Here is a 15,465-nt window from a genome sequence, read left to right as displayed (position 1 = left end):
GGCGCCTCATGGGAGGCACCCGGCCCGGGCGGGGGAACGCAGCGTCAGCCGCTGCAGCCGATGTTGCTGATCGCCTGCGCGGCGGAGGCCGGCACGTTGTCGCAGCGGACGATGTTGCCGTGCGTGCTCGGCTTCGGGTAGATCCCGACGACGACGCCGGGGACGCCACCCTCGACGACGTTGCGGGTGAACGTGTTGCCCTCGCCCCAGCCGCCGGCCACGACGTGGGTCTGGAAGGCGTCGAGCAGCGTGCCGCTGCCGGTGTTGCCCTCGACCAGCCAGCCGTTGCCCTTCACGTCGACCCAGGAGTCGGCGGAGTTCTCGCCGGACCAGCCGGCGTTGTCGAAGCGGTTGCCGCGGATGACGCCGCCGGTGGTGCCCTCCTTGGCGTCGATGCCCTCGGCCGTCGTGTTCCAGACGTGGTTGCCCTGGACGATGACGCGGTCGGAGCGGTCGGCCTCGCCGTGGGAGTAGGTGCCCCAGTTGCTGACCGCAGAGCCGACGTAGATGCCCTCGCCGAACGACGGGGACTTCAGGCCGGTGTCGTGCACGTCGCTGTTGTAGATCGCGCCGTCGGAGGAGTTGTCGCGGAAGTGCACGGCCTCCTGGCCGATGTTCGCGACCTCGACGCCGTAGATCACGGTGCCGACGGAGTTGTCGAGGATGATGCCCTTCTTGGCCGTGTCGACCTTCAGGCCCTCGATGCGCCAGTGGTTGCCCGTGACGTGCAGGCCGTAGCCCTTGTTCGTCGCGGTGCCGGTGGTGATCACGGCCTTGCGGCTGCCGCGCAGGGTGATCGGGGCGGCGGCGGTGCCGTCGGCAGCGGCCTCGAGCTGGTCCTTGGCCTGGTACTTCCCGTCGGCCAGCGCGATGACGTCGCCGGGCCGGGCGTCGTCGAGCGCCTTGACGAGGCCGTCGGCGGTGGAGACGTTGACGACCCGTGCACCGGCCGGGACCGGGGGCAGCGCGGGTGCGGGCGTGGTGACGACCGGGGCCGGGGCGGCGGGCACCGGGGCCGGCGTCGTCGGCGCGGGGGCCGGCGTGGTGGGCGCGGGGGCCGACGTGGTGGGTGCGGGGGTCGTCGGCGCGGCGGTGCTGCTGGACACGGTGAACTTCGCGTCGAGACGCGTCTCGTCGCCACCGACCTCGACCCGGGCGCGGACCCGGTGCTCGCCCGCCTGCAGCGAGAGCGGCAGAGTGAACGGTGCGGTGGAGTCGGTCACGTAGTCGCCGCTGTCCACGGACCAGCGGACGCTGGCGATGCCCTCGCCGACGACGGAGGCGACGCTGACCGGGGCGACGGTGGCCTTGTCCAGCGGGCGCGTGTCCACGACGAGCGAGGCCGTCGTGGCGGCCTGCGCCAGCCCCGGAGCGAGCAGGCTGGCGGCGAGGGTGACGGGGGCGAGAGCGGCGGTGACACCGAGCAGAGCGACGCGGCGGCGCATCAGGAAAAACCCTTCAGGCGACAGACAGAGGAGCGGCGCGCCGTGCGGAGCGGTGCATCCCGCTGCGCTGCCGTGTTCCCTCTGGATGTCGGCCTTCTGGGCCCGGGCATTTAGTCCGTGTGCCCGGCCTCACACGCCCGGCCCAATGCCTCCGGAGAAGGCGGTCCGCCTCTCCGGAGGCATAGCGGCGCGGGCTACTGCTCCCCGCTCAGCCGGCGGCGCTCCTCGACGAGCGCTCGACGCTCGTCGGCGACCTCCTCGGGCACGATCGCGGTCTTCACGTCCGGTGAGATGCCGTACCTCGCGTCCATCTCGGCGAGCTTGCGCTCGACCTCGGCGAGCCGGTCGTCGGCTTGGCCCTGCGTGTCCATCGGCACCTCCACGGGATGGGCGGAAAGACGGCTGGTGGAAGCAGCCGCCAGCACCTCGACCACTCTTCGGCCGAAGCGCACATCTGGGATGTCTGCTTCATCTTCGTCTGCAGACCGCGCAAGCCCGACCACGGCGTTCGCGAAGCACTCGGAAGCATCGAAGCGGGTTTCGGGAATCCGAGTACGTCCGTTTGTCCCGTAGAACACGAGCTCCTGCGCCTTGGCGGCCTCGGGGACCGTCATGCTCAGCGTGACGGTGCTCGACGCGCCGGTGACGTGTCGGAGCACGAGGTGCGTGGTGTCACCGGGGCCGGCTGCAGCCTCCACCGCGACGACGTCGCCCAGGACGGGCAGCATCAGCCCGAGCGCGTGCGCGCCCACGTCCCACAGAGCCCCGAGCTCCCGCCGCCACGCGGACTCGGCGTACGGGCCGCCCGCCACCCGTGCGGACCACTCGCCGTGCCCGCCCGTCCAGCCGCCCGCGGCGCACGCCTCCGCCAGCCACGCCGACGTCGCGGGGTCGTAGCGGCGGGTGAAGAAGACCGCGGACGACACCCCGGCCGCGCGGACGGCCGATTCCAGCGCGCGAGCCGCCTCGACGTCCGCCGCCACCGGCTTCTCGAGCAGCACGTGCCGCCCGGCCGCGGCCGCCTCGGCCGCCAGCGCGGCTTGCACGTCCGGCGGCACGGCGAAGGTGACCGCGTCTACGTCGGCGAGCAGAGCGGAGAAGCTCGGGTACGCGGTGGTGCCCACGGCCTCGGCAGCGGCGGCCGTGCGCCCGCGGTCACGTCCCCACAGGCCGCCGAGCGCGACCGTGCCCTCGCCGGCGAGCCGCGCCAGGGTGGCGGCGTGCGTCGTGCGCGCCCAGTGGCCGGTGCCGACGACGCCGAAGCGGAGTGCCATGGGCGGGGACGCTACCCAGGGCCGCGCGCGATCAAGCGCACGGCGGCGTACGCGGGCCGGGCCGGTGCTTGCGCTCGAGGCTCGGTCAATGGGGGATGGGGTCGACGTCCATCGGGACGGGCAGGCCGTCCAGGCTCGCGTCGCGGACCGGCAGCCAGAGGATGAACGTGCTGCCCCTGCCCGGCTCGGACTGCAGGGCCACCCGCCCGCGGTGGCTCTCGACGATCTGGCGCACGATGGCGAGGCCCAGGCCCGCGTGGCCGTCGTGGCGGGCCCGGCGCCCGACGATGCGGGAGAAGCGGTCGAACACCCGCCCCTGGTCGTCGGGCCCGATCCCCGGCCCTTGGTCGCGGACGGCCAGCCACGCCCAGTCGCCGAGCCGGCCCCCGGCCAGCAGCACGTCTCCGCCGGGCGGGCTGAAGCGGACGGCGTTGCTCAGCAGGTTGCCGAGGGCGCGGCGGAGGGCGTCGCGGTCGCCCACGACGGAGACGCCGTCCACCAGGCCCGAGCGCAGGTGGACGCCGGCCTCGCGGGCCACGAGCTCCTGCTCGTCGAGGGCCTCCCGCCCGACGGATGCGAGGTCCACGTCGGACTCGATGAAGGCGGGGCCGGCGCGGCGCGCGGAGGCGAGCAGGTCGTCGACCAGCCGGGCCATGCGGTCCGTCGCGCGGCTGACGACCGCGACGGCCCGCGTCCGGTCCTCCTCCTCGGTGTCCGACCGCGACAGCACCGCATCGACGTTGGCCCGGATGATCGCCAGCGGGTTGCGCAGCTCGTGGGAGGCGTCGTCGACGATCTGGCGCTGGGCGGTGAAGGCCGCGTCGAGCCGGTCGAGCATCGCGTCGATCGTGTCCGCCAGCCGCCGCAGCTCGTCGTCGGGGCCGTCGAGCCGGATCCGGCGCGAGATGTCGGTCGCCGTGATCTCGCGTGCGGTCTGCGTGATGCGCGCGACCGGGGCGAGCAGACGCCCCGAGAGCCACCAGCCGATGACGAGGCTGACGACGAGCAGCAGCGCGATCGCCGAGAGGGAGTACTGCCGCAGCGTGTCGAGCGTCTGCTCGTTGACGCTGCGGCTGAACGCGCGGCGGCTGGTGAGCGCGACCTCGCTGAGGTTGTAGGACCGCCCGGTCGACAGGTCCGAGAGCGTGACGTCGGTCAGCTTGACCGTCGGCGGCACCTGTGCCGACTCGACCTGGTGCCGGACGGCGAGGTAGATCACGAGCACGACGAGCGTCGCCAGGCCGAACAGCAGCGCGGAGTACGTCACGGTCAGCCGGAAGCGGATCGTCCGCGCCCACATCGGCGCGTGGCGCGAGAGCCCGCCCCAGAGGTCGCTCACCCGTCAGCCCCCGTCAGTCGGTCCGGTGGGGGTGCGCAGCCGGTAGCCCTGTCCGACGAGGGTCTCCAGCAGCTGCTCCTCATCGTCCAACGACAGCTTCCGGCGCAGCGTGCCAACGGTGACCCGGACCGTCTGCGTGAACGGGTCGGCGTTCTCGTCCCACACGTGCTCGAGCAGGTCCTCGCTGCTCACCACGTGGCCGGGATGGCGCAGGAGGTACTCCAGGACGCCGAGCTCCTTGTTGGTCAGCTTGAGCTCGCGCCCGTCGCGGAAGGCCAGCCGGCGCGCGGTGTCCAGCTCGACCGGGCCGGAGCGCAGCACGACGTCGCCGCCTGCGACCTCGCGGCGCAGCAGCGCCCGCAGCCGCGCCTGCAGCTCCTCGAACGCGAACGGCTTGACCAGGTAGTCGTCGGCGCCGGCGTCCAGGCCGCGTACGCGGTGGTCCAGCGAGGAGCGCGCGGTCAGCAGCAGGACGCGGGTGTCGCTGCCGCTCGGCCCGTCGAACCCACCCGAGCGCAGCTGGCGCAACAGGTCGACGCCGTCGGTGTCGGGGAGGTTCAGGTCGAGCACGACGACGTCGTAGGCGTTGACGCCCAGCCGCTCCTCGGCCTGCGCCCCGGTCAGCGCCACGTCTACGGCGAACCCGGCCCGGGTCAGCCCGAAGCGGAGGGCGTCGGCCAGGTCCTCCTCGTCCTCCACCACCAGCAGTCGCATGCGAGGAACCGTACGTGGCCAGAGCTCGGGGCAAGCGCCTTCCCGACAGCTGCCCGACAAGCTGCCTGCCAGCTGCTCCGTTGCTGCTCGGTTGCGGCTCGGCGGGCACCCAGGGCGCGGGAACCGGCGGCGCCCGGGGCGCGTTGCCGTCGCGGTGTCGGTCAGCCGTATTCCGCCGGGCGCGGCGTCTCCTGCCGGGCGCATCGGGTAGACCGGTGTGCGACGGCGAGGGGGCCGTCGCCGCCCACGGGCACGACGGGCGGACCGGCAGGCCGAACTCCCAGCGAAAGGGGCACGGCGCGATGGCGCAGTCCCACCCGGAGACCCTCGAGCGCGCGCTCTTCGAGGTCAAGCGCGTCATCGTGGGGCAGGACCGCATGGTCGAGCGGATGCTCGTCGCGCTGCTGGCCCGCGGCCACTGCCTGCTCGAGGGCGTCCCCGGCGTGGCGAAGACGCTCGCCGTGTCGACGCTCGCCCGGGTCGTCGGCGGCAGCTTCTCCCGCGTGCAGTTCACCCCCGACCTGGTCCCGAGCGACGTTGTGGGCACGCGGATCTACCGCCCGTCCACCGAGACCTTCGACGTCGAGCTCGGCCCGGTCTTCGCCAACTTCGTCCTGGCCGACGAGATCAACCGGGCGCCGGCGAAGGTCCAGTCGGCGCTGCTCGAGGTTATGGCCGAGAAGCAGGTCAGCCTGGGCGGCCGGAGCTACCGCGTGCCCACGCCGTTCCTCGTCCTCGCGACGCAGAACCCGATCGAGAGCGAGGGGGTCTACCAGCTGCCCGAGGCGCAGCGCGACCGCTTCCTGATGAAGATCCTCGTGCCGTACCCGACGGCGGGCGAGGAGCTGGCGATCGTCCAGCGAATGAGCGTCGACGCCCCCGAGGCCGCGCAGATCCTCTCGCCGGAGCGGCTGCAGGAGCTGCAGGCGGAGGCGGACCGCGTCTTCGTGCACAACGCGGTCGCCGAGTACGCCGTCCGGCTCGTCCTCGCGACGCGGGAGCCGGCCTCGTACGGCCTCGGCGAGCTCGCGGGCGCCCTGGCCTACGGGGCATCGCCGCGCGCCAGCCTCGGGCTGGTCGCGGCCGGGCGCGCGCTCGCGCTGCTGCGGGGGCGGACGTACGTGCTGCCCGGGGACATCGCCGACGTCGCCCCGGACGTGCTCCCGCACCGGCTCGTGCTCTCCTTCGACGCCCTGGCCGACGGGCTCGAGGCGGGCTACGTCGTCCAGCGCGTGCTGGCCACCGTCCCGCCGCCGCGCGTCTCCGCCCAGCAGCCCCCGGCCCAGCAGTCCCCGGCCCAGCAGCCCCAGCAACCGTCTGCGCCGCAGCCCGGCCCGGCCCGCGGGCCGGCGGACGGCGACGAGCCGACGGTGCGGCTGGAGAGCGCGTGAGCGCTCGGCGCGTCCCGGGGGCGGCCGTTGCCCCTGCCGGCCCCACGCCGCTGCTCGGCGAGCTCTCCCAGGCGCAGGCGCTGCGCCGGCTCGAGCTGACCGTGACGCGCCGGCTCGAGGGGCTGCTGCACGGCGAGCATCTCGGCCTGCTGCCGGGCGTAGGCAGCGAGCCGGCCGAGTCGCGGGAGTACCGCGCGGGCGAGGACGACGTACGCCGGATGGATTGGGCGGTCACGGCGCGCACCGCCGTCCCGCACGTGCGCGACCTGCTCGCCGACCACGAGCTCGTCACGACCGTCGCGTTGGACGCGAGCGCGAGCATGGACTTCGGGACGGCCGCGCGCGAGAAGCGCGACCTCGCCGTCGGGGCGGTGGCGGCGTTCGGCTTCCTCACCCAGCGCGGGGGCAACCGGCTCGGCGCCTACGTGCGGTCCGACGCCCAGGAGCTGCGCTGGCCCGCGCGGGCCGGCCGCGAGGCACTGCTGGCGCTGCTCACCCGGCTGGTCACGCTGCCGCGCGGCGAGGCGCAGCCGGGCCCGCGCCCGTCGCTCGCCGACCTGGTCGCCGGCGCATCGGCCCAGGCCCGGCGGCGGGGGCTCAGCGTGCTGGTCAGCGACTTCCTCGACCCCGACGTCGCGGAGTGGGAGCGCGCGGTCCGCCGGCTCGCCGTCCGGCACGACGTGGTCGCCGTCGAGGTCCTGGACCCGCGCGAGCTCGAGCTGCCGGACGTCGGCCTGCTCACGCTCGTGGACCCCGAGACGGGCCGTCGCCGCGAGGTGTGGACCGGCAGCCGGCGGCTGCGCGAGCGCTACGCCGCCGCGGCCGCTGCCCAGCGCGCGGAGACGGCGGCGGCCTTGACCCGGGCCGGGGCCCGCCACCTACGGCTGCGGACCGACGCGGACTGGGTCGCCGACGTCGCGCGCTTCGCCATCGCGACCCGGCGCGGGGCCGCCTACGCGCGGCCGGCTCGCGCGGGCGCCGGTGCGGACCACCCGACACTCGTGGAGAGCGGTACGTGAGCTTCCTCGCCCCCGAACGGCTGCTCCTCCTGCTCGGTGTCGCGGCGCTCGTCGCCGCCTACCTCGCCGCTCAGCGGCGGCGCACCGAGTACGCCGTCCGTTTCACCAACCTCGACCTGCTCGACCGGGTGGCCCCGGAGCGGCCCGGGTGGCGCCGGCACGTGCCTGCGGTCGCGTTCCTGCTCATGCTGGTGCTGCTCGTCGTCGGCTTCGCCCGGCCCGAGGCCAGCGTCCGGGTCCCGCGAGAGCGGGCGACCATCCTCGTCGCGGTCGACGTGTCGTTGTCGATGCAGGCCGAGGACGTCGAGCCGGACCGGTTCACGGCGGCGAAGCGGGCGGCCTCGTCGTTCGTCGCGGGGCTGCCCGACTCCTTCGACGTGGGGCTGGTGGCGTTCAGCGGCGCGGCCAACGTCGTCGTCTCCCCGACCCAGGACCATGACGCGGTCCGAGCGGGCGTCGATGCGCTCCAGCTCGGCCCGAGCACCGCGATCGGCGAGGCGGTCTTCGCCTCGCTGGCCAGCATCCAGGCGACGAACTCGCGAGCGGGCACCGGCGGAGCGCGCCCGCCCGCCCGCGTGGTGCTGCTCTCCGACGGGTCGAACACCGTCGGGCGGAGCCTGGAGGAGGCCGCCCAGGCAGCGCTCGAGGAGTCCGTCCCGGTCTCGACCATCGCCTACGGCACTGACGACGGGATCGTGCTCGTCGAGGGACGGCCGGTTCCTGTCCCGGTGGACCGCGAGTCGCTCGCGGAGCTGGCCCGGGCGACGGGGGGCCGCGGTTACACGGCCGAGTCCGAGGACCAGCTGACCGAGGTCTACCGCAACATCAGCGGGTCGGTGGGCTACCGCACGGAGCGTCGGGAGGTCGGGGCGTGGTTCGTGGGGCTCGGCCTGCTGGCCGCGCTCGCGGCCGCGGGAGCGTCCCTCCGGTGGTTTGCGCGGCTGCCGTAGCGGGAACCCGCTCGGAGCTGTCCTCGAAGATCGTCGCGGCTCGCCCTGCGCGCAGCTCCTCGGGAACGCGACACCGCGTGGCGCACAGGCTGTGGACGGATGATGGCTATTCGTGCCCGCTTAGTGGAATAATGCGCCACTCACCACCGAGGAGGGGGCTCATGACCCAGCAAGGCCCTGAGCGGGACGCAACGACGCTTTCCCGACGCCGACTGATGACGGCCGGCACGGCGCTAGGCGTGGGGGCGTGGGTCGTTCCGGCCATCTCGGTGACCGTGCTCGACGCCTCGTCCGCCGCCGCCGCGAGCCCCGGGCCGTTCACGCCCGAGCAGCCGCTGCCGTCGAGCACTCCGACGCCGTCCCAGACCCCGCAGCCGTCGCCCACCGACACGGTTCCGCCCGAGGTCGTCCCCTCGGACACGGTGACGCCGGAGCCGGAGCCGACCTCCCTCGAGCCGAGCGACAGCCCGACCTCGAGCCCGACCTCGGAGGCGCTGCCGGACACGCTGCCGCGCACCGGCGCGTCCATCGTGCCGGCGGGCGCGCTCGGCCTCGGTGCCGTCGCGACCGGCGTGGCGCTTCGGATGGCGGCGTCGCGGGCCGGCCGGTCCGGTGGGGCCGACCCCGAGCCGCCGGCCGCGACCTGACCGCCCTGCTGACGCCTGCGGCGCGCTAGGCGCCCGTCGTCCCTGCGCCGCCCGGCACTCGCCGGGCGGCCACCAGGGCTGCCCGCGGGCAGCTGGCGAGGTCGGTGCCGCCAAAACCGAGGGTCTCGTCGCACAGCGAGGAGACGCTCCAGCCGAGCTCGGTCCCGTGCACGGTGACGCTGACGCGATACACCGTCGTCTCGAACCTGCTCGGAGTGCCGTGCGCGACCTGCAGCGTGCCGACCAGCCGCGCGGGGCCTGGATCTGTTGCCGTGTTCCACGGCCGGTCGTAGCGGCTCCACAGCGTCGGCTCGCAGTGCCACAGCCCGCCGCGCGCCACCGACCGCCCAGCGATCTCGACAAGCACGCCGCGAGCGGCGCCCGCGGGCAGGATCGCTGCCGGTCGGATCACCTCCGCCACCAGTCCGGCGTCCTCGAGCGGGCCTTCCGTCGCGGCAGCTGCCTCGTGCACCTCGTCCTCCGTCCGCTCGGCGGGCGACGGCCGCCCTCGCGACGGCCCGCCCCTGCCCGTTGTCGGCGCGTACGCGGGCTGACCCGAGCCCGGGCGCAGGCCGTTCTGCGGACGGGGGCTGGTGATCGCGAGCGGATGCGGGCACAATGGGGGACGGAGGGGTCCTAGGCGCACGCCGCCATGCCCGTTCGACCGAGGCCGCAGGGGAAGGCGCACCTCGATCGACCCGGGAGGCATCGTGAGCGTCGGCTCGACCCGTCCGCGGACGCCCGCAACCACGCGCGGCGTCGTCCTGGTGCACTCTGCACCGCCCGCGCTGTGCCCCCACGTCGAGTGGGCCTTGGCCGCAGTGCTGGGTACGCGTGTCACGTTGGACTGGACCGCCCAGCCAGCGGCCCCTGGCCTGCTCCGTGCCGAGCTCTCGTGGCAGGGCGCTGCGGGCACAGGCGCGCGACTGACGTCGGCGCTGCGTGACTGCCGGCTGCTCCGCTTCGAGGTGACCGAGGAGCCCAGCCCCGGCGCCGAGGGCGAGCGCTACGCCTTCACCCCGTCCCTCGGGCTGTTCAGCGCGGTCATGAGCGTGCACGGCGACATCCTCGTGCCGGAGGAGCGGCTGCGTACCGTCGTAGCCGAGGCCTCGACCGGCGGCGTCCCCCTGCCGGACGCTCTCGCCCGCCTGCTCGGCACCTCATGGGACGCCGAGCTCGAGGCCTTCCGCCGGGCCGGCGAGGGAGCCCCGGTCCGCTGGCTGCACCAGGTCGTCTGACCCCGTCTGCGGCCCTCTCCACCACCCCGCGGACCCGCCACCCCACCCCGCGGACCCACCACCCCACCCCGCGGACCCACCACCCCACCCCGCGCACCCACCACCCCACTCCGCGCACCCTCACTCCCCGCTGATCATGCACTTGTGGCGAGTTGTCCACAGTGCCGCGGCCTGGGGACAACTCGCCACATCTGCATGATCAGCGAGGGGGAGGAGTGGGGGGACGACGATGGCCACGCCCGAGGGGCGTGGCCATCGCTGTTGCTGCCGCTACGCAGGCAGCGCTGCCGCTGCTGCGTCTGAGGTCCGTCGGCTCCCGCCCGGGGCCCGACGGCCCGGCGTCAGACCGTGCGCAGGATCAGCACCACGTTGTGCCCGCCGAACCCGAACGAGTTGTTCATCGCGGCGAGCTGGCCGTCCGCCGGCAGCGCGCGTGGAGAGCCCTTGACGACGTCGAGATCGATGTCGTCGTCGGGGTCGTCGAGGTTGATCGTGGGCGGGGCCTGCCGGTCGCGCAGCGCGAGGATCGTGAAGATCGACTCGATGGCGCCGGCCGCGCCGAGCGTGTGGCCGGTCATGGACTTGGTGGCCGAGACGATGACCGAGTCGGCGGCCGGCCCCAGCGCCGCCCGGACGCCGTTGACCTCGGCGATGTCCCCGACCGGGGTCGAGGTGGCGTGCGCGTTGAGGTGGACGATGTCCTGCGGGGCGAGCCCGGCCTCCGCCAGCGCCGTCTTGATCGCGCGGACCACGCCCTCGCCCTCGGGCTCGGGCGCGGTGATGTGGTAGCCGTCGGAGGTGACGCCGACGCCGGCGACCTCCGCGTAGACCTTCGCCCCGCGGGCGCGCGCGTGCTCCGCGGACTCGAGCACGACGACGCCCGCGCCCTCGCCGAGCACGAAGCCGTCGCGGCCCTTGTCGTAGGGGCGGGACGCGCGCTCGGGCTCGTCGTTGCGGGTCGACATCGCCCGCATCGCGGCGAAGCCGCCGATCGGCAGCGGGTGGATGGCCGCTTCGGTGCCGCCGGCGATGACGACGTCGGCCCGGCCCGAGCGGATCATCTCGACGCCGTAGCCGATGGCCTCCGACCCCGACGCGCACGCGCTGACGGTGGTGTGGACGCCGGCGCGGGCGCCGAACTCCAGCCCGATCGAGGCGGCCGGGCCGTTCGGCATCAGCATCGGGACCGTGAGCGGAAGGATCCGCCGCGGCCCCTTCTCCAGCAGCGTGTCGTACGCGTCGAGCAGCGTGGTCACGCCGCCGATCCCGGAGGCGATGGCGACGCCGAGGCGCGCGCCGTCCACCTCCAGCGCCGCGTCGCGGGAGGCGTCGTTCCACGCCTCCCGCGCCGCGATGAGCGACATCTGGCTGGAGCGGTCGTTGCGCTTGACCTCCTGGCGGGTCAGGACGTCCGCCGGCTCGACGGCCAGCGGGGCGCCGATCTTGACCGGGAGGTCGAAACGCTCCACCCACTCGTACGGGAGGACACGCGCGCCGGACTTGCCGGCGAGCACGGCGGACCAGGTGGACGGGACGTCACTGCCCAGGGGAGTCGTCGCACCGAGCCCGGTGACGACGACGGAGGTCGATTCGCTCATGGGTGGCCGGAGGCTCCTTCAGCCCTGCTTGACGATGAAGTCCACGGCGTCGCGAACGGTCTTGAGGTCCTTGACCGAGTCGTCCGGGATCTTCACGCCGAAGCGCTCTTCTGCGTTGACGACGACGGTCATCATCGACAGCGAGTCGATGTCGAGGTCGTCGGTGAAGGACTTGTCCAGCGCGACCTGGTCCTGCGGGAGGCCGGTCTCGTCGTGGATCAGCTCGGCGAGGCCCGCGAGGACTTCCTGCTCGCTGAGTGCCATGCGCTCTCCTAGTGATGTTCGGTACGGGCCCGCCGCGGCTTGCGACGGGACGGCTCAGGATGCCAGGGGGGCAGGGTCGGGCAGCCGGGACGCGCCCGCCGGGCCGAGGGTGGGCAGCGTCACGACCTGCGCGGCGTGCGAGAGCCCGCCGCCGAAGCCCACCAGCAGGGCCAGGTCACCAGGGGTTGCCCGGCCCGAGGACAGCACCTGCTCCATCGCGAGCGGGACCGACGCCGCCGACGTGTTGCCGGTGTGGCGCAGGTCGTCCGCGACGACGACGTGCTCGGGCAGCTTCATGTACTTCGTCATCGCGTCGATGATCCGGATGTTCGCCTGGTGCGGGACGAACGCCGCGAGCTGCTCGGCCTTGAGCCCGGCGAGCTCGAGGGCTTTCGCCGCGGTCTTCGGCATCTCCGTCACGGCCCAGCGGAAGACCGACTGGCCCTTCTGGAAGAGCAGCGGCCGCTCGGTCGCGAGGCCACGGGCCACGTCGGAGAGCAGCGGCAGGACGCCGAGCGCCTCGGACTGCTCGCCCCACGAGCCCCACGCGACCGGCCCGATGCCCGGCTCGTCCGCGGCGCTGACCACGACCGCGCCGGCGCCGTCGCCGAACAGGAACATCGTCGTGCGGTCGGAGAAGTTCATGATGTCGGTGATGCGCTCGGCCCCGACGACGAGCACGTTGCGCGCGTTGCCGGCCCGGATGGCCTGGTCGGCCAGGGCGAGGGCGTACGTGAACCCGGCGCAGGCCGAGTTCAGCTCCACCGCGCCCCCGCGCGTGCCGAGCGCGGCCTGCAGGAGGTTCGCGGCGGTCGGCGTCGTCGAGAAGCTGGTCATGGTCGCCAGCAGCACGAGGTCGATGTCCTCGCCCGTCAGACCGGCTCCGGCCAGCGCCTGCCGGGAGGCGGCCTCCGCCATGCCCACGAGCGTCTCGTCGTCGGCCGCCCAGCGCCGCTCGGCGATGCCGCTGCGCTGCTGGATCCACTCGTCCGAGGACTCGATGAAGGTGCAGATCTCGGTGTTGTCGACCACACGCCGCGGCCGGTAGGCCCCGAGCGAGACCAACCGCGAGCCGCGCGGCGTCGGCGCGAGCTTGATCTCGAAGCCGTTCTGCGGCCCGGTCTGCGAGACGCTCACTCCTGGCCCTCCGTCCCCGGCGCCTTGGCGTGCTCGCGCACCAGGGCGCGCGCCGCGTCCAGGTCGTCCGGGGTCTTGAGCGCCACGATCTCGATGCCGCGCAGGCCGCGCTTGGCGAGCCCGGCGAGGGTGCCGGCCGGCGGCAGCTCGATGAGCGCCGTGATCCCGAGCTCGCGCAGCGCCTCCGTGCACAGGTCCCAGCGGACCGGGCTGGCGACCTGGGCGACGATCCGGGTGAGCACCTCGCGGCCGGACGCGACCTGCTGGCCGTCCTTGTTCGACAGCAGCGGGACGCGCGCGTCGCGCGGCTCGAGCGCGGCGGCGACCGGCGCGAGCGCGTCGACCGCGGGACGCATGTGCTCGGTGTGGAACGCACCCGCCACCTGCAGCGGGACGAGCCGGGCGCGGGCCGGTGGGGCTTCGGCGAAGGCCGTGAGCTGCTCGAGGGTGCCGCCGACGACCAGCTGGCCGCCGCCGTTGTCGTTCGCGGGCGTGAGCCCGGCGGCGGCCACGGCCGCGAGCACCTCGTCGCGGTCGCCGCCGAGCACGGCGGTCATGCCCGTGCGCGTCGTGGACGCCGCGGCCGCCATCGCGTCGCCGCGCGCCCCGACGAGGGCCATCGTCTGCTCGCCGGTCAGCACCCCCGCGGCGAACGCGGCGGTGAGCTCGCCGACGGAGTGCCCGGCGACCACGTCATAAGCGCCGGTGCCGGCCGGGTCGTCCGAGCCGACGAGCTCGGCGAGCGCCGCGATGCCGGCCGCCACCAGCAGCGGCTGGGCGACTGCGGTGTCGCGGATGGTGTCAGCGTCGGCCTCGGTGCCGTAGGAGGCGAGGTCGGGGCCGGGGGCCGGGGCGCCGGGCCGCTCGCGCAGCGCCTGCGAGAGCGCGGCGAGACGGCCGGCGAAGCCGGGAAGGGCCAGCCACGGGCTGAGAAAACCGGGGGTCTGGGCCCCCTGACCGGGGGCGACGACTGCGAGCACCCTACCTACCCTTCCTGTCCAGCCGCTGAACGGCCGGTAACGACGCGGACGAATCCTGCGGTGTCGGATCGTAGGTTCCCTACAAATCCACGAGCATGTGCGGGGCGCTCGGCGTCCGTCGGTGCCGACCCCGTCAGCTGCCCCTCAGCCGCCGGGCGGAGCCTCGTCCGCCTCGGCGAGCCGGCCCAGAGCGAGCGCCAGCCGGAGGGCGAACGCGTCCCGGGGCTCGGCCGGTGCGTACCCCGTCAGCTCGGCGACACGCCGGAGCCGGTAGCGCACGGTGTTCGGGTGGACGAAGAGCATGCGCGCGGCGCCTTCGAGCGAGCCCGCGTGCTCGAGGTACGCCGCCAGGGTCTCGCCGAGCGCCGGACCGGCGGCGGCCAGGGCGGCGTACGTCCCCTCGACGAGGGTGCGGCGGGCGTCCGTGTCGCCGGCGAGGGCGCGCTCCGGCAGCAGCTCTGTGGCGAGCACCGGACGCGGCGCCCCGGGCCAGGCGGGCGCCGCCTGCAGCCCCGCGAGCGCGGCGCGGGCGGAGTCACCGGCGCCGAGCAGGTCGGCGACGAGCGGGCCGACGACGACCGGGCCCGGCCCGAAGGCGGGGGAGAGCCGGCGCACGAGGGAGAGCCCGCCGGCGCCGATCTGGTCGCGCGGGTCGTCGAGCACGCCGGCCGGGGCGCCGAGCACCACGACCAGCCGCTCGCCCTGGACGGCGGCGAGGGCGTCGGCGCCCGCAGCACGGGCGGCGCGGTGCACCTCGTCGATGACGGCCTCGGGCTCACCGGCCGGGGTCGTGCCGACGACGGCGAGCGCGGCGTCGGTCGCCCGCCAGCCCAGCGCGGCGGCCCGCGAGCGCACCGCCTCGTCGGCCTCGGCACGCAGCAACGCGTCCACGACGAGCGCCTCGAGCCGCGCGTCCCAGGCGCCGCGGGCCTCGGCCGCCTGGGCGTAGACCTGGGCCGCGGCGAAGGCGACCTCTCGCGAGTAGTGCAGGACGGACTCGCGCAGCAGGGCCTGGTCGCCGGGCTCGGCGAGCTGCTCGATGCCCTCCTCGACGACGGCGATGGTGACCCGGACCAGCTCGACCGTCTGCTGCAGCGTCACGGCGCGGGCGAGCTCGCGCGGGGCGGTGCCGAAGACGTCGGCGCTGATCGCCCGGTCGCTGCGCGGGTCGCGGAACCAGTCGACGAAGGCGGCGATGCCGGCCTGGGCCACGAGGTTCACCCAGGACCGGTCCTCGGCGGGCATCGCGCCGTACCACGGCAGCGTCGCCTCCATCCGGGCGACGGCCGCGGTCGCCAGGGCGCCGATCTGCCGCTCGAGGCGGGCCGCGGTGGCCGCCGGGCGCGGGGTGGCGGCTGCGGCGGGCACGCGGGAAGCGTACGACGCAGCACCCGCCGCGGCGGGTGCCGCTTGTCGCGTGCCGACAAGCGGGCCGGTCCCGGTAGCGTCGGGCCGTGGCAGAGCAGACG

The 15,465-nt window shown here is 74.7% G+C and carries 15 protein-coding genes; 5 read left to right on the top strand and 10 right to left on the bottom strand.

Translation table 11 applies throughout. The features are described from left to right. Positions 1–44 precede the first annotated feature (44 nt). The 4 genes from G9H71_RS02010 to G9H71_RS01995 form a co-directional block, all read right to left on the bottom strand. Entirely contained in the window at positions 45–1,445 is a 1,401-nt protein-coding gene (locus G9H71_RS02010) for a right-handed parallel beta-helix repeat-containing protein (RefSeq protein ID WP_166277016.1), read from the bottom strand. Positions 1,446–1,639: 194 nt separating this feature from the next. Beyond that, positions 1,640–2,719: a Gfo/Idh/MocA family protein gene (locus tag G9H71_RS02005; protein ID WP_166277011.1), complete on the bottom strand. Its 1,080-nt coding sequence runs from the start codon at positions 2,717–2,719 to the stop codon at positions 1,640–1,642. Positions 2,720–2,804: 85 nt separating this feature from the next. Beyond that, entirely contained in the window at positions 2,805–4,058 is a 1,254-nt protein-coding gene (locus G9H71_RS02000) for a sensor histidine kinase (RefSeq protein WP_166277008.1), read from the bottom strand. Positions 4,059–4,061: 3 nt separating this feature from the next. Continuing rightward, complete coding sequence (locus G9H71_RS01995; RefSeq protein ID WP_166277004.1) at positions 4,062–4,772, bottom strand: response regulator transcription factor; 711 nt, start codon at positions 4,770–4,772, stop codon at positions 4,062–4,064. Positions 4,773–5,074: 302 nt separating this feature from the next. On the opposite strand from G9H71_RS01995, the gene G9H71_RS01990 reads away from it, so the two are divergent. The 4 genes from G9H71_RS01990 (at position 5,075) to G9H71_RS01975 (ending at position 8,779) form a co-directional block, all read left to right on the top strand. Further along, positions 5,075–6,163 (top strand): AAA family ATPase, encoded by a 1,089-nt coding sequence (locus tag G9H71_RS01990; protein ID WP_166277001.1) that lies wholly within the window; start codon positions 5,075–5,077, stop codon positions 6,161–6,163. After that, positions 6,160–7,182 carry a DUF58 domain-containing protein gene (locus G9H71_RS01985; RefSeq protein ID WP_166276998.1) on the top strand — a complete coding sequence of 341 codons (1,023 nt, stop codon included), beginning with the start codon at positions 6,160–6,162 and terminating at the stop codon, positions 7,180–7,182. The genes G9H71_RS01990 and G9H71_RS01985 overlap by 4 nt, the downstream gene beginning before the upstream one ends. Next, positions 7,179–8,132: a VWA domain-containing protein gene (locus G9H71_RS01980; protein ID WP_166276996.1), complete on the top strand. Its 954-nt coding sequence runs from the start codon at positions 7,179–7,181 to the stop codon at positions 8,130–8,132. Before G9H71_RS01985 ends, G9H71_RS01980 begins: the two co-directional genes overlap by 4 nt. A gap of 239 nt (positions 8,133–8,371) precedes the next feature. Beyond that, positions 8,372–8,779 (top strand): hypothetical protein, encoded by a 408-nt coding sequence (locus G9H71_RS01975; RefSeq protein ID WP_231133983.1) that lies wholly within the window; start codon positions 8,372–8,374, stop codon positions 8,777–8,779. Positions 8,780–8,804: 25 nt separating this feature from the next. Here G9H71_RS01975 and G9H71_RS01970 read toward each other — a convergent pair whose 3' ends face one another. After that, a complete protein-coding gene (locus tag G9H71_RS01970; protein ID WP_166276990.1) occupies positions 8,805–9,251 on the bottom strand; it encodes a hypothetical protein in 447 nt (148 codons plus the stop codon). A gap of 238 nt (positions 9,252–9,489) precedes the next feature. On the opposite strand from G9H71_RS01970, the gene G9H71_RS01965 reads away from it, so the two are divergent. After that, positions 9,490–10,017 carry a DUF3145 domain-containing protein gene (locus G9H71_RS01965; protein WP_166276987.1) on the top strand — a complete coding sequence of 176 codons (528 nt, stop codon included), beginning with the start codon at positions 9,490–9,492 and terminating at the stop codon, positions 10,015–10,017. A gap of 341 nt (positions 10,018–10,358) precedes the next feature. Here G9H71_RS01965 and fabF read toward each other — a convergent pair whose 3' ends face one another. The 5 genes from fabF to G9H71_RS01940 form a co-directional block, all read right to left on the bottom strand. After that, positions 10,359–11,615, bottom strand: a complete 1,257-nt coding sequence (fabF, locus tag G9H71_RS01960; protein WP_166276984.1) for a beta-ketoacyl-ACP synthase II — start codon at positions 11,613–11,615, stop codon at positions 10,359–10,361. A gap of 18 nt (positions 11,616–11,633) precedes the next feature. After that, positions 11,634–11,879: an acyl carrier protein gene (locus tag G9H71_RS01955; RefSeq protein ID WP_166276979.1), complete on the bottom strand. Its 246-nt coding sequence runs from the start codon at positions 11,877–11,879 to the stop codon at positions 11,634–11,636. A gap of 54 nt (positions 11,880–11,933) precedes the next feature. Then, positions 11,934–13,016, bottom strand: a complete 1,083-nt coding sequence (locus G9H71_RS01950; RefSeq protein WP_331272682.1) for a beta-ketoacyl-ACP synthase III — start codon at positions 13,014–13,016, stop codon at positions 11,934–11,936. Further along, the gene (locus tag G9H71_RS01945; protein WP_166276976.1) at positions 13,013–13,996 is read right to left on the bottom strand and encodes an ACP S-malonyltransferase; all 984 of its coding nucleotides are present in this window, start codon (positions 13,994–13,996) and stop codon (positions 13,013–13,015) included. The genes G9H71_RS01950 and G9H71_RS01945 overlap by 4 nt, the downstream gene beginning before the upstream one ends. Before the next feature lie 144 nt (positions 13,997–14,140). Beyond that, entirely contained in the window at positions 14,141–15,364 is a 1,224-nt protein-coding gene (locus G9H71_RS01940; RefSeq protein ID WP_331272681.1) for a PucR family transcriptional regulator, read from the bottom strand. Between the last annotated feature and the right edge of the window lie 101 nt (positions 15,365–15,465).

This window comes from Motilibacter deserti, from assembly GCF_011250635.1.
GTDB lineage: Bacteria > Actinomycetota > Actinomycetes > Motilibacterales > Motilibacteraceae > Motilibacter_A > Motilibacter_A deserti.
Note: the sequence above shows the minus strand (reverse complement) of the source record. Positions and strands in the feature narration are given on the sequence as shown.

Bases quoted from the DNA above. Each gene is read 5' to 3' on its own strand.
- G9H71_RS01955 (WP_166276979.1), bottom strand. From the start codon at position 11,879: ATGGCACTCAGCGAGCAGGAAGTCCTCGCGGGCCTCGCCGAGCTGATC.
- G9H71_RS02010 (WP_166277016.1), bottom strand. From the start codon at position 1,445: ATGCGCCGCCGCGTCGCTCTGCTCGGTGTCACCGCCGCTCTCGCCCCC.
- fabF (WP_166276984.1), bottom strand. From the start codon at position 11,615: ATGAGCGAATCGACCTCCGTCGTCGTCACCGGGCTCGGTGCGACGACT.
- G9H71_RS01990 (WP_166277001.1), top strand. From the start codon at position 5,075: ATGGCGCAGTCCCACCCGGAGACCCTCGAGCGCGCGCTCTTCGAGGTC.
- G9H71_RS01995 (WP_166277004.1), bottom strand. From the start codon at position 4,772: ATGCGACTGCTGGTGGTGGAGGACGAGGAGGACCTGGCCGACGCCCTC.
- G9H71_RS02005 (WP_166277011.1), bottom strand. From the start codon at position 2,719: ATGGCACTCCGCTTCGGCGTCGTCGGCACCGGCCACTGGGCGCGCACG.